Below are 13,841 nucleotides of genomic sequence, written 5' to 3' on the forward strand. Positions count from 1 at the left end.
CCCTAGAAATGGGACCCGACTATAAAATAGAATGAATCGAGATCATTTTCTGTACGACCATAGGCGATAATGATCGGTCCCAATGGTGAATCAACCCCAGCAAATATACTGCCTGCGGTATAAAACGGTATCTCTTTTAGCGAAAAATCAGGGTTGTTCCACACTCCACCATACTCAATAGAAGTGCCTAAATACACAGGGGATTTGAACAGCCCGAAGTCATTATCCAGCAGACGATAGCGATAAACCAAAGCACCATAAGCGATATTGTTCGCCCAGAGCGAATCCCGTGGAACACCCGACAGGTTCAGGAAGCCGCCGAGTTCGTGAGGTTCAATGGCCACATTGCCCACCCGCTCATTGATGGTGCCGTATTTTGCCTTGCCGTAAAGCGTATGCTTGTCCCAGTTTCTGGCGTAAATCCCTTCCACATTGAGCACTGCCGCTTCACTCTCGGCATGTTGTCCCTGAAAATCAAGCTGATCGCGGGCATAACCCAACGACGCATCCAGATAGCCACCATAATTCGGGAATACGCGGTTATCCAGAGTATCCAGCGTCAAGGAGACGTAGGGCATTGAGCGCACATAATCGCTGGTCAGGCTCTGGCTATTCGCCAGCTCCTCTTCACCATTGACATAGCGATACCCCAGTTTAAATTCCCCCCAAAGCTCGGGTTGCCAGCCGACGCTGATGTCGCCGATCACTTCACTGTAACGGGTACCGACGGTAAAGGTGTTGGTATCCAAGACCGGCTCTTCATCGCGGAAGAACTGGACCCGATCCCGGACTTCCAGCCCCCCAAGGATTTCCGCAAAAAAGGTTTGTTCTGCGGTGAACGGTAAATAGAGCTCAACCTGTGCTTTTTTATCCGTGCCGACTTCCAGCGTCGAGCGAAGCTCGGCCCCGTAATCCGATAGCCCCGTTGTATTAATACTGACACCGGCAGAAAAATCTGTGTCTGTCTCGAAGTTGTCTTCCAGCGCCACGCGGAAGTCAACAAAGTTCGGCCCCCAGCCTTTTTCTTTCACATCCACCACCAGTACGTTTTCTTCCCCTTCCTGTTCAAGGTGGTAACGTACGGTTTCAAAGCGATCCAGTGCATAGAGGTTTTGCACCGACTGTTCCAGATTTTCCGAAGCCATCCTGCCGGTTTCAAGAGCAAGCCTCGCCTTGAGCACATCGTCAGAAAAACTGGTGGCGTTATTGAGGACAATGCGATCGACATTGAGCGTGTCACCCAACATCATCAGCCTGCGTCGCTTTTGCTTTTCTTCCAGATAAAGCTGGTAATCACCGGAGGTCAAGCTGATTCTATTTAACGTCTCACGGTTGGCCATGGCAATCTCATAGCCTTTTTGCAGCGCTTCCGGCACACGGTCGAACTCTGTGGTCTCCATATCCCCCACGTCTGGCGCCAGCAAAACGTCATGTTCATCCATATTGCCGATTTGCTTTTCAGTACTTTGGCGAACCATGAAGTTAACCAGCTGGTTCATCACCTGCAGGTAGGAGCCCAGCTCTTTGGCCGGGTAATAGTCCGTACTGATATCGACTGCGATAACGATATCTGCCCCCATAGCTTTCACCACATCCACTGGCAGGTTATTCACCGGCCCACCATCGACCAGATAGCGCCCATCCAGCTCAACCGGAGGCAATGCACCGGGAACCGCCATACTCGCCAACATGGCTTCTGTCAGTTGCCCCTCACCAATCACCACAGGCACCAAATACTCAATGTCGGTCGCGACCGCACGATAAGGCATCACCATTTGGTCAAACGACGAAAAGGCGGGGAGATTGCCCGTAGATTCTCGCAGGATACGGATCATGTTCTGCCCCTGAACAATGCCCTGAGGCGTTTTGAGGCTTTTAAAGTCGAAACCAAAATTGGTAGAGAGGTTGTAGCGATCTTCATGTTTCTTGTCACGAATACGGCGCTCGCCCCGGTATACCCTATCCTGATAACCGGCATTCCAATCAAGTGATTCCATCATGGCACCAATTTCATCGGCGCTCATGCCAGTAGCATAAAGCCCGCCGACATACGCCCCCATACTGGTACCAGCAATGTAATCGACCGGAATGTGCATCTCTTCCAGTGCTTTTAATACCCCAACATGCGCCGCGCCTTTTGCGCCGCCGCCGCCCAGTGCCACCCCAATTTTGGGTCTTTGGAAATTTTCTTCCCCAAAGGCTAAAGATGCAGACAGCGTGGCTGACAACAGTAGCACTGCAGTAACCAACCTGCCCCTTAGAAACCTCATTAACATTATTTGCTGCCTTGCAATTTCAATGTTACATGAATACAAACAAGCCGAAGCATAATCGGTACGATGGCGAAAAGCATGTATTTAACGCAGTTAACTATAAAAAAAGCGCCTCCGAAGAGACGCTTTTCTCAGTCATGGTTCAGAATTACTTCTTCTTCACAGCCTTCGCGTTTGGCAGGTCAGTCACAGTCCCTTCAAACACTTCTGCCGCCAGACCAACAGACTCATGCAGCGTTGGGTGAGCGTGGATAGTCAGTGCGATATCTTCCGCATCACAACCCATCTCGATCGCCAGACCGATTTCGCCCAGCAATTCGCCGCCGTTGGTACCCACAATCGCACCACCAATTACGCGGTGAGTGTCTTTGTCGAAGATCATCTTAGTCATACCGTCTGAGCAGTCAGACGCGATAGCACGGCCAGATGCCGCCCATGGGAAGGTCGCAACTTCGTAGTTGATGCCTTGTGCTTTCGCTTCTTTCTCAGTCAGACCAACCCAAGCCACTTCTGGCTCAGTGTACGCGATAGAAGGAATCACTTTCGGATCGAAGTAGTGCTTCTTACCTGCGATAACTTCTGCCGCTACGTGACCTTCATGAACACCTTTGTGCGCCAGCATTGGCTGACCAACGATGTCACCGATCGCATAGATGTGCGGAATGTTAGTGCGCATTTGCTTGTCAACATTGATAAAGCCACGCTCATCAACCTCAACACCGGCTTTTTCTGCATCAATCAGCTTACCGTTAGGTACACGACCGATAGCCACCAGCACAGCGTCGTAACGGACAGGCTCAGCAGGTGCTTTCTTGCCTTCCATCGTGACGTAGATACCGTCTTCCTTCGCTTCAACCGCAGTAACCTTGGTTTCCAGCATCAGGTTGAATTTCTTGCTGATACGCTTGGTGAAGACTTTAACGATATCTTTGTCCGCTGCTGGGATAACCTGGTCGAACATCTCAACCACGTCAATCTGAGAACCCAGTGCGTGATACACGGTACCCATCTCCAGACCGATGATACCGCCACCCATTACCAGCATTTTCTCTGGTACTTCTTTCAGTTCCAGCGCATCGGTAGAGTCCCAGATACGTGGATCTTCATGTGGGATGAACGGCAGTTCGATTGGGCGCGAACCCGCAGCGATAATCGCGTTGTCGAAGTTAACGGTAGTTGCGCCGTCTGCACCTTCAACCACGATAGTGTTAGGACCGGTGAATTTACCGTAGCCATTAACCACATTCACTTTACGCATCTTAGCCATGCCGCCAAGACCGCCAGTCAGTTGGTTAACCACTTTCTCTTTCCACACGCGGATTTTGCTGATGTCGGTTTGAGGCTCGCCAAATACTACACCGTGCTCAGCCATCGCTTTCGCTTCTTCAATCACTTTCGCAACGTGCAGCAATGCTTTCGATGGGATACATCCCACGTTCAGACACACACCACCCAGCGTGCTATATCTTTCTACCAGAACGGTGTCCAGACCCAGGTCTGCGCAGCGAAATGCCGCTGAATAACCTGCAGGACCCGATCCCAGTACAACGACTTGGGCTTTGATTTCTTTACTCATTCTGACCTCGTTGTAGTCTTATATCCCTGACTAAGAGTTTTATTATCGTAGACCGTTTGTTTCACTGCGCACTACATCGGCAGTCTTGCAATTGGCCTGACAGTTTACAGCCCTGATAAAAGGCTGAAAAATAAAAACCCATAGCCTGTGAGCTGTACATCAAATCAGCGTTCGCCATATGCAGACGAACGCTGATCGGGGAGTGTTACCTTACAGTACCAGACGGCGAATGTCTGACAGACACTCGTTCAGGTAAGTAATGAAGCGTGCACCGTCTGCACCGTCGATCACGCGGTGATCGTAAGACAGAGACAGAGGCAGTTGCAGGCGTGGCGCGAACTCTTTGCCGTTCCAAACCGGCTTCATTTCAGACTTGGACACACCCAGGATAGCCACTTCTGGCGCATTCACGATTGGCGTGAACGCAGTACCACCGATACCACCCAGGCTGGAGATAGTGAAGCAGCCACCTTGCATGTCCGCTGCAGTCAGCTTACCAGCACGTGCTTTCTTCGACACTTCCATCAGCTCAGCAGACAGCTCATAGATACCTTTCTTGTTCACGTCTTTGAAGACAGGAACAACCAGGCCGTTTGGCGTGTCAACCGCAATACCGATGTTCACGTATTTCTTCAGGATCAGGCTCTCACCGTCTTCAGACAGTGAAGAGTTGAACGCTGGGAACGCTTCCAGTGCTTTCGCTGCCGCTTTCATGATGAACACCAGTGGGGTGATCTTCATGCCGCTGTCTTTCTTCGCTTCAATCGCATTCTGTTCTTTACGGAAGGCTTCCAGCTCAGTGATGTCAGCGTTATCCCACTGCGTAACGTGAGGGATCATTACCCAGTTACGGTGCAGGTTCGCGCCAGAGATCTTCTTGATGCGAGACAGCGGTTGGATTTCTGTTTCACCAAACTTGCTGAAATCCACTTTCGGCCATGGCAGAAGACCCAGTGCTGCGCCGTCGCCTTTACCTGAAGCTGCCGCTGCTGCGCCAGATTCCAGACGTTTCAGTGCGTCTTTCACGTAGTTCTGAACGTCTTCTTTCAGGATACGGTTCTTACGGCCAGACCCTTTAACCTTCGCCAGGTTAACGCCGAACTCACGCGCCAGGCGACGAACAACCGGAGAGGCATGTGCGTACTCGTTGTTTTCAACGAACTCACCGGCTGCTGGCGCCACTTGTGCTGCTGGAGCCGCCGCAGGCGCTGGCGCCGCTGCCGGTGCAGAAGCTGCTGGTTCTGCCGCAGGAGCTGGAGCCGCCCCCGGAGTGCCGGCCACTTCAAACACCATGATCAGAGAGCCGGTAGACACTTTATCGCCTGCCGCTACTTTGATTTCTTTCACGGTACCTGCGAATGGTGCAGGCACTTCCATCGACGCCTTGTCACCTTCAACAGTGATCAGTGACTGCTCTTCTTCGATACTGTCACCGACTGCAACCATGATTTCGGTCACTTCGACTTCGTCGCCACCGATATCCGGTACGTGAACTTCTTTCGTTCCGCCAGCAACGGGGGCTGCCGCAGGTGCCGCTTCTGCTGGAGCCGCAGCCGGTGCTACGCCTGAACCCGCAGTTTCGCTTCCGCCTACAGAGAAAATCATGATCAGTGAGCCGGTAGACACTTTGTCGCCCGCTGCTACTTTGATTTCTTTCAGTACACCGGCAAACGGTGCAGGGACTTCCATAGAAGCTTTGTCACCTTCAACAGTGATCAGAGATTGCTCTTCTTCAATGCTGTCTCCAACCGCTACCATGATTTCAATGACTTCAACTTCGTCGCCACCGATATCCGGCACAAAGACTTCTTTCAGCTCTGCAGCCGCCGCTGGCGCTGGCGCCGCTTCAGCCACAGGAGCAGGTGCTGCTTCTGCTGCACCGCCTTCGGCCTCAAAAATCATGATCAGCGAACCGGTAGAAACCTTGTCACCTTCCGCAACCTTGATTTCTTTGACGATACCGGCCTGTGATGCAGGTACTTCCATTGACGCCTTGTCACCTTCAACGGTGATCAGCGACTGATCTTCTTCAACTTTGTCACCGACGCTCACGAGGATCTCAGTAACTTCAACCTCATCAGCACCGATATCTGGTACGTTAATTTCGATTGCCATGTGTTCTATGCCTCTTACGCGTACAGTGGGTTCACTTTCTGAGTGTCGATACCGAATTTCTCAATGGCTTCAACAACCACTGATTTCTCGATGTCGCCACGTTTCGCCAGTTCAGTCAGTGCAGCTACAACGACGTAGCCAGCGTTAACTTCGAAGTGGCGACGCAGGTTTTCACGGCTGTCTGAACGACCGAAGCCATCAGTACCCAGCACGCGGTAAGACTCTGCAGGAATGAACGCACGAACTTGTTCTGCGTAGTTTTTCATGTAGTCAGTCGCAACGATAGCAGGCTCAGTACCCATCACTTGTGCAATGTATGGGACTTGTGCTTCTGCCATTGGGTTCAGCATGTTGTGACGATCACACGACTGGCCATCACGTGCCAGTTCGTTGAACGAGGTCACGCTGAATACGTCAGACGCAATGCCGTACTCTTTGCTCAGGATGTCTGCTGCTTTACGTACTTCGTTCAGGATAGTACCAGAGCCCATCAGCTGAACTTTCGCTTTATCACCCGCGTATGCTTCCAGCTTGTAGATACCCTTACGGATACCTTCTTCAGCACCTTCTGGCATTGCTGGCTGCGCGTAGTTTTCGTTCATCAGCGTCAGGTAGTAGAACACGTTCTCTTGATCCGGACCGTACATACGACGCAGACCGTCTTGCATGATAACGGCAACTTCGTACGCGAAGGTTGGATCGTAAGAGATACAGTTAGGCACAGTACCGGCCATGATGTGTGAGTGGCCGTCTTCGTGTTGCAGGCCTTCACCATTCAGGGTAGTACGACCCGCAGTTGCACCCAGCAGGAAGCCGCGCGCCTGTTGGTCACCCGCCATCCACGCCATGTCGCCAACACGTTGGAAACCGAACATTGAGTAGTAGATGTAGAACGGGATCATCGGCAGGTTGTTGGTGCTGTATGACGTTGCAGCAGCAACCCATGAAGACATTGCACCCAGCTCGTTGATACCTTCTTGCAGCACCTGGCCTGACGTTGCTTCTTTGTAGTAAGAAACGATGTCACGGTCTTGTGGGGTGTAATTCTGGCCGTGTGGGTTGTAGATACCGATCTGACGGAACAGGCCTTCCATACCAAAGGTACGCGCTTCATCCGCAATAATAGGAACGATGTTCTTACCTACGCCCTTGTCTTTCAGCAGTACGTTCAGTGCACGCACGAAAGCCATGGTGGTTGAGATTTCACGCTTCTGCTCTTCCAGCAGAGGCTGGAATGCATCCAGGCCAGGCAGTGCCAGTTCACCGGTGAACTTAGGCAGGCGCTTAGGCGTATAGCCGTGCAGCGCTTTACGGCGTGCATGCAGGTATTCGTATTCTGCAGAGCCTTCTTCCAGTTTCAGGTATGGCAAAGACTTGATGTCTTCGTCAGACACCAGATCTTGCAGGCCAAGGCGATCGCGCAGGTGCAGAACATGGGTCATATCCATCTTCTTAACCTGGTGCGCAATGTTCTTACCTTCAGCCGCTTCACCCATGCCGTAACCTTTTACGGTTTTCGCCAGGATCACGGTTGGGCGATCTTTGGTTTCCTGCGCGCTCTTGAATGCAGCGTACAGTTTAGATGGCTCGTGACCACCGCGTTTCAGCGCGAAGATCTCTTCATCGGTCATGTCTGCAACCAGTGCTGCCGTTTCTGGGTATTTACCGAAGAAGTGTTTACGAACGTAGGCACCGTCTTTTGACTTGAAGGTCTGGTAGTCACCGTCAACGGTTTCGTTCATCAGTTGCAGCAGCTTACCTGTGGTGTCTTTCGCCAGCAGTTTATCCCAGCCGCTGCCCCAAACCACTTTGATCACGTTCCAGCCAGCACCTTTGAACAGGCCTTCCAGCTCTTGGATGATCTTGCCGTTACCCATAACAGGGCCGTCCAGACGCTGCAGGTTACAGTTGATCAGGAAGCACAGGTTGTCCAGTTTCTCACGTGCTGCGAAAGAGATCGCGCCGCGTGATTCTGGCTCGTCCATCTCACCGTCGCCCAGGAACGCGTAAACGCGCTGGTTAGTGGTGTCTTTCAAGCCACGGCTGTTCAGGTACTTCAGGAAACGTGCTTGATAAATCGCCGAAATTGGCCCCAGACCCATAGATACGGTTGGGAACTGCCAGAACTCAGGCATCAGTTTAGGGTGAGGGTAAGAAGACAGGCCTTTGCCGTCTACTTCCTGGCGGAAGTTGTCCAGTTGCTCTTCAGTCAGACGACCTTCAACGAATGCGCGCGAGTAGATACCCGGTGCAATGTGGCCTTGGTAGTAAACCAAATCACCGCCGTCCACATCGTTAGGTGCGCGGAAGAAATGGTTAAAGCAGGTCTCGTAGAATGCAGCCGAAGACTGGAATGACGCCATGTGGCCGCCCAGTTCCAGATCTTTCTTCGATGCACGCAACACGATCATGATCGCGTTCCAACGAATGATAGAACGAATACGACGTTCCAGGTTTACATCACCCGGGTATGCAGGTTCTTTGTCTGCAGGGATGGTATTCACATAGTTGGTGGTGATGCCGGTTGGCATATCAACACCGTCAAGGCGTGCCTTTTCCATCACTTGTTCAAGCAGGAACTGTGCACGTTCTACACCTTCTTCACGGACGACTGATTCAAGAGCAGCAAGCCACTCTTGGGTTTCTAGTGCGTCCACGTCATTTTTCATGACTTCAGACATGGCGATCTATCCTTTCGTTGATTGAATCATACAAAACTAATGTTGTCGCAGCTGAAAAAGCGGTTCCTGACAACTCCTCGAAGCTGTCGGGATCCGCTATTCCAACTCGTCCTTGCGTTGCTGTATCCGGCGGAGGGAGCGCTCTCTTCGGCTTTCCTCTCGACCCAAATCCAACAAGGTTTCCTCAATAAAAGCCAAATGCGCATGCGATGCCTGACGTGCCTTTTCCGGCTCTCCGGCAGTGATCGCCTGAACAATATTGGCTCTGTGCCTGGTTACTCTTGCCACGACGTCTTCACGCCGATTCAGTAACTCAAAGTTTTGTAAAATGTTTTGCTCCAGCAGCGGGGCCAGGCTACGCATGATATGCAGCAAGACCACATTGTGAGATGCCTCAGTCACGGCAATCAGATATTTCATCACGGCGGCGGCTTCTGCTTTCAGGTCGCCGAGCTGCTGGGCTTCGCGGATGCTGTCATGACAGGCACACACCCGCTTTAAATCTTCATCGGTTCCCCGTAGCGCTGCAAAATAGGAAGAAATGCCTTCCAATGCATGACGGGATTCCAGCAAGTCTAGCTGGCTTTCAGGGTGGTCGGCCAACAGGTCTATCAGTGGTTCTGAGAATCGCTGCCAAAGACGTTCACTGACAAAGGTGCCACCACCCTGTTTTCGGTTGAGCAGTTTTTTGGCTTCTAATCGCTGGATAGCTTCACGGACAGAGGGGCGGGAAACATCAAACTGTTTCGCCAGTTCACGCTCAGGCGGCAATTTTTGCCCGGGCGACAGCGTGCCTTCCAGGATCAGGCTTTCAAGCTCTTTTTCTATCACGTCAGACAGTTTGGGTTGACGAATCCGTTGTATTGCCATCGTTTTTTATACTTATCTGGCGCCGGAGTTCCTGCGCGTCCTATCCCACACACTGGCCTTGTAAATTGGTAAGACCAATTACCAAACGCAGTAAAAGTTACCAGAATGTGGCTTTACTGTCCACCGTAAACTTGATTTACATCATAGAAGTTACCGCAGAACACCCTGTTGTTATTCATCAACAAAACACAATGGTCAGACCAATTCACCGTCTTTTGAACGCAATTTTGTGTACCAAGTCTCAACTTCTTTGCAATTGAACATACAGATTGTCAACACACCTTTACGTCCTTCAGGGATTAAACCTTCACAGGGACGCACGAAACCTTTCCCAGTGAAAAGACAGCCCAGGGTCGGTTTTTCTTTCAGGCGCGATATGCTCATGACCGGTAATACGGTCAGCAGTCACCGCCGGATAATGTTTCATAATCGCCCGGGTTATCGCCGCCAATGCCTGATATTGTGCCTCGGTGTACGGTAAGTCGTCCGTCCCTTCAAGCTCAATGCCAATCGAAAAATCATTACACTGCCCGCGCCCTTCAAACGAGGACACACCCGCATGCCATGCCCGTTTATTAAACGGCACAAACTGCACCACACTGCCATCTCGTTTAATCAGACAATGGGCAGAGACTTGCACATCGCGGATCTCATCAAAAAACGGATGGGCGTCCGATGTCAGCTTGCCCTGAAAAAAGTCTTCTATATATGGACCACCAAACTCGCCCGGCGGCAGGCTGATGTTGTGTATCACCAGCAATGAAATATCACTTTCATCAGGACGCGCATTACAATGCGGTGAAGGGATTATGGTCGCGTTGTCCAGCAGATGGTTAGTAATGTTGAACATTCAGGGCTCTGACATAAAACAGGGATGGTGATATTTTAACGCGCTACCGGCGAAAACAGACACAACTTTCTAAATGCACCACCTACAAAGCGCTCTCGTCATGCCTCGCAAATTTTTTGCCTCAACGGTACACTTGCACCTATTGCCCAGGCTGAGCCTGAATGACTTAAACTCACTGTGATGGAACCACCATGTCTGATCGCCCAAACACTTCATTCGTCCACGATAGTCAAAGCCGACTGGCTTACCTGAAGGCACATCTTGAGCAAGATGTGATTCGCTGTGTCAGCGATGCCCTGAAAGAAGATCTGGGCGGAGAGATTGACGCCAGCCGGGACATTACCGCCAGCCTGATCCCAGCAGATGCTCAGGGCGAAGCCACCCTGATCACCCGTGAAGCAGGGGTGTTTTGTGGTCGCATGTTTGCCGATGAAGTGTTCCGCCAGCTTGGTAACACAGTGACGATTGACTGGAAAGTGGCTGACGGGGACAGGGTTGAGCCCAACCAGGTGTTGTGTGAACTGAAAGGCCCGGCCCGCACCCTGCTGACCGGCGAGCGCAACGCGATGAACTTTATCCAGACCCTGTCAGGCTGCGCCACGGAAACCGCCCGTTATGTGGAAAAGCTGCAAGGCACCCAAACCCGCCTGCTGGATACCCGTAAAACCATCCCGGGTCTGCGTAATGCACTGAAATATGCCGTTTCCTGTGGCGGCGGCTTTAACCACCGCATTGGGGTATACGACGCCTACCTGATTAAAGAGAACCACATCATCGCCTGTGGCGGTATCGCAGGCGCAATTGCCACCGCCAAACAACTCAACCCCGGCAAACCGGTTGAAGTGGAAACCGAGTCACTGGATGAGCTGCAACAGGCCATTGATGCCGGCGCGGACATTGTTATGCTGGATAATTTCACCACCGAGATGATGCGCGAGGCCGTTGCACTTAACAAAGGGCGTGTGGCTCTGGAGGTGTCCGGTAACGTCACCCTCGATACCATTCGCGGGTTTGCACAAACCGGGGTGGATTATATTTCTGTCGGGGCACTGACCAAACATATCCGCGCGATGGATTTGTCGATGCGCTTCAAATAATACATGTCATTGAATATCATTAAGTTACCCTCAGATGCAGGCTTTCTGCCTGCATCTTTACTTTACCCTTCACCGCAAAGTAACTGAGCTTTTAGTTAATTACAAAAAAGAGTTTTCATCACTCGAAACTCGCTGTTTATCCTCTGTTTTCCCCTTTCTATCCGCCGTATCTTTGGATCACTTTACGCGCAACGTTTGCGCTTAAAAATAACGGGAGAGACAAGGATATGAAAAAGCAACAGGGTTTTAGTTTGGTTGAACTGATGATTGTGGTTGCAATTATCGGTGCGCTGACAGCGTTTGCTATTCCTGCGTATCAGGATTACGTACAGCGTTCTGAAGCAATGGCAGGATTAGCAACACTTAAATCGCTGCAAACTCCAGCTCAACTTGAAGAGCAAGAAACCGGAGTTTTCCCCACAAGCTTGGCTGATATTGGAGCACGTTCAAATATGAATGCTCTAGGTACAGTATCACTAGTGGCGGCTACTGCAGGTGATGACGCTACAAGTGCTGGTTTACAGTTTGCTTTTGATGCTACAAATTCTTCTTTGGGCGGGCTCATTTTGACTACTAGACTAGAAAATACTGGCTGGGATTGCACTCCTTCAGGAACAATTCCTACAGGCCTAGATTTAGAAGGCTGTCGTCAATAGCAATACTAGACAGATTTATCGATGACCAGCAACCTTGCTGTCGCCCTGAGCCGGGCTGGATATATTTCCCCGGCGCAGGAGCAAGAAGTGATAGCCAAAGTCAAAGCCGAGGGTGTCAGCGCACCGTCGGCTTTGCTCGCTTTACATATTCTGAGCAGTGAAGCGCTGGCAAACACGGTATCCGAGCTTTTCAGTGAGCCACTGCACAGCATTAAAGAGTACCCCTGGGAGAACACCAGCCAGTTTCTCAACCAACAGGATCTGGTGCTCTCCAGCCAGGCCCTGCCGCTGGAGATTAAACACCACCAGCTGTTTCTGGGCCTCAGCGACCCTACCCGCCTGGATATCCAGGATGATTTCCAGTTTGCCACCGGTTATTCGATTGTGCCGGTGCTGCTGGAACATGCCCAGATAGAAGGAGCGATTCGCCGCCTGTACGGCAAAAATGTCACAGAACGGGTCAAAACCAGCGGCGTCTCGGATTCCGAACTGGAAGCGCTCAGCACCAACAGTGATGAGATAACAGACACCGACGATCTGTTTTCCGATGATGCCCCGGTCAGCCGTTATATCCAGCAGGTTCTTTTGGATGCGGTGCGCAAACAAGCCTCCGATATTCACTTTGAACCCTTTGAACAGCGCTACCAGATACGTTTCCGTCTCGACGGCATTTTGCAAACTCACAGCACACCGCCGGTGGGGATCTCCCGCCGCCTTTCCACGCGCCTGAAAATCATCGCCAAGCTCAATATTGCCGAGCGCCGGCTGCCACAGGATGGGCGAATCAAACTCAACCTGTCAGAAAACAAATCCATCGATATGCGGGTCTCTACCCTGCCCACCCTGTGGGGAGAAAAAGTGGTGCTGCGAATCCTCGATGGCGGCAGTGTGGCACTGGATATCAACAAACTGGGCTATAGCCAACAGCAAAAAGACGACTACCTTGCCGCCCTCGATCGCCCACAGGGGATGATCCTGATGACCGGGCCAACAGGCAGCGGGAAAACCGTCTCCTTGTATACCGGGCTGAAATACTTAAATACCGCCGAGCGCAATATCTCTACCGCAGAAGACCCGGTAGAAATCAACCTGCCCGGTATCAACCAGGTCAATATCAACAACGATATCGGGCTCGATTTTGCCAAGGCACTGCGGGCCTTCTTGCGTCAGGACCCGGATGTGGTGATGGTGGGTGAAATCCGGGATTTGGAAACCGCAGAAATCGGCATTAAAGCGGCGCAAACCGGCCATTTGGTGCTTTCCACTCTCCACACCAACTCTGCTGCTGAGAGCGTCACCCGCCTGTCGAACATGGGGGTTGCCCCTTACAACCTGGCTGCGTCCCTGACCCTGATTATTGCCCAGCGTCTGGGACGCCGGCTGTGCCAGCACTGTAAAGTGCCACATCCTCCCGGCGATCGCCACCTGACAGCGCTCACCCAGCATTATCCTTCGCTGAGGCCGGAACAGGTTTACCAGGCATCGCCTGAAGGCTGTGACCATTGCAACAACGGCTATCTGGGACGGGTGGGAATTTATGAGGTGATGCCCATCACCCGTGAGCTTGCCGAAGCCATTGGCAATGGCGCATCGGCATCACAGATTGAAACCCTCGCCATGGGCAATGGCATGTTAACACTGCCACTTTCCGGCATTGAGAAACTAAATGAAGGCATCACCAGCCTTGCTGAACTGCAACGTGTGATCAGCCTGTAGAAGGAAA

General features: G+C 51.7%; 9 protein-coding genes. 3 read left to right on the forward strand and 6 right to left on the reverse strand.

Annotated features, from left to right (window positions below):
- Positions 1-2: 2 nt before the first annotated feature.
- The 6 genes from VHA_RS04075 to ampD all read right to left on the reverse strand — a co-directional run bounded on the left by VHA_RS04075 (position 3) and on the right by ampD (position 10,365).
- Positions 3-2,276 carry a patatin-like phospholipase family protein gene (locus VHA_RS04075; protein WP_040528178.1) on the reverse strand — a complete coding sequence of 758 codons (2,274 nt, stop codon included), beginning with the start codon at positions 2,274-2,276 and terminating at the stop codon, positions 3-5.
- A 145-nt stretch (positions 2,277-2,421) separates the two neighbouring features.
- Positions 2,422-3,849 carry a dihydrolipoyl dehydrogenase gene (lpdA, locus tag VHA_RS04080; RefSeq protein ID WP_005502091.1) on the reverse strand — a complete coding sequence of 476 codons (1,428 nt, stop codon included), beginning with the start codon at positions 3,847-3,849 and terminating at the stop codon, positions 2,422-2,424.
- 210 nt (positions 3,850-4,059) lie between these two features.
- Entirely contained in the window at positions 4,060-5,964 is a 1,905-nt protein-coding gene (aceF, locus tag VHA_RS04085) for a pyruvate dehydrogenase complex dihydrolipoyllysine-residue acetyltransferase (protein ID WP_005502092.1), read from the reverse strand.
- A gap of 14 nt (positions 5,965-5,978) precedes the next feature.
- A complete protein-coding gene (gene aceE / locus VHA_RS04090; protein WP_005502093.1) occupies positions 5,979-8,645 on the reverse strand; it encodes a pyruvate dehydrogenase (acetyl-transferring), homodimeric type in 2,667 nt (888 codons plus the stop codon).
- Positions 8,646-8,741: 96 nt separating this feature from the next.
- Entirely contained in the window at positions 8,742-9,515 is a 774-nt protein-coding gene (gene pdhR, locus VHA_RS04095; protein WP_005502094.1) for a pyruvate dehydrogenase complex transcriptional repressor PdhR, read from the reverse strand.
- A 307-nt stretch (positions 9,516-9,822) separates the two neighbouring features.
- The gene (ampD, locus tag VHA_RS04100; protein WP_005502096.1) at positions 9,823-10,365 is read right to left on the reverse strand and encodes a 1,6-anhydro-N-acetylmuramyl-L-alanine amidase AmpD; all 543 of its coding nucleotides are present in this window, start codon (positions 10,363-10,365) and stop codon (positions 9,823-9,825) included.
- Between the two features lie 191 nt (positions 10,366-10,556).
- On the opposite strand from ampD, the gene nadC reads away from it, so the two are divergent.
- The 3 genes from nadC to pilB all read left to right on the forward strand — a co-directional run bounded on the left by nadC (position 10,557) and on the right by pilB (position 13,834).
- Entirely contained in the window at positions 10,557-11,462 is a 906-nt protein-coding gene (gene nadC, locus VHA_RS04105) for a carboxylating nicotinate-nucleotide diphosphorylase (RefSeq protein ID WP_005502097.1), read from the forward strand.
- A gap of 227 nt (positions 11,463-11,689) precedes the next feature.
- Positions 11,690-12,118 (forward strand): pilin, encoded by a 429-nt coding sequence (locus tag VHA_RS04110; RefSeq protein ID WP_040528180.1) that lies wholly within the window; start codon positions 11,690-11,692, stop codon positions 12,116-12,118.
- 21 nt (positions 12,119-12,139) lie between these two features.
- Positions 12,140-13,834: a type IV-A pilus assembly ATPase PilB gene (gene pilB, locus VHA_RS04115; RefSeq protein ID WP_005502102.1), complete on the forward strand. Its 1,695-nt coding sequence runs from the start codon at positions 12,140-12,142 to the stop codon at positions 13,832-13,834.
- Positions 13,835-13,841 lie beyond the last annotated feature (7 nt).

Source organism: Grimontia hollisae CIP 101886, assembly GCF_000176515.1.
In the GTDB taxonomy this organism is placed as follows: Bacteria; Pseudomonadota; Gammaproteobacteria; order Enterobacterales; family Vibrionaceae; genus Enterovibrio; species Enterovibrio hollisae.

Bases quoted from the DNA above. Each gene is read 5' to 3' on its own strand.
- VHA_RS04075 (WP_040528178.1), bottom strand. From the start codon at position 2,276: ATGTTAATGAGGTTTCTAAGGGGCAGGTTGGTTACTGCAGTGCTACTG.
- lpdA (WP_005502091.1), bottom strand. From the start codon at position 3,849: ATGAGTAAAGAAATCAAAGCCCAAGTCGTTGTACTGGGATCGGGTCCT.
- aceF (WP_005502092.1), bottom strand. From the start codon at position 5,964: ATGGCAATCGAAATTAACGTACCAGATATCGGTGCTGATGAGGTTGAA.
- aceE (WP_005502093.1), bottom strand. From the start codon at position 8,645: ATGTCTGAAGTCATGAAAAATGACGTGGACGCACTAGAAACCCAAGAG.
- pdhR (WP_005502094.1), bottom strand. From the start codon at position 9,515: ATGGCAATACAACGGATTCGTCAACCCAAACTGTCTGACGTGATAGAA.
- ampD (WP_005502096.1), bottom strand. From the start codon at position 10,365: ATGTTCAACATTACTAACCATCTGCTGGACAACGCGACCATAATCCCT.
- nadC (WP_005502097.1), top strand. From the start codon at position 10,557: ATGTCTGATCGCCCAAACACTTCATTCGTCCACGATAGTCAAAGCCGA.
- VHA_RS04110 (WP_040528180.1), top strand. From the start codon at position 11,690: ATGAAAAAGCAACAGGGTTTTAGTTTGGTTGAACTGATGATTGTGGTT.
- pilB (WP_005502102.1), top strand. From the start codon at position 12,140: ATGACCAGCAACCTTGCTGTCGCCCTGAGCCGGGCTGGATATATTTCC.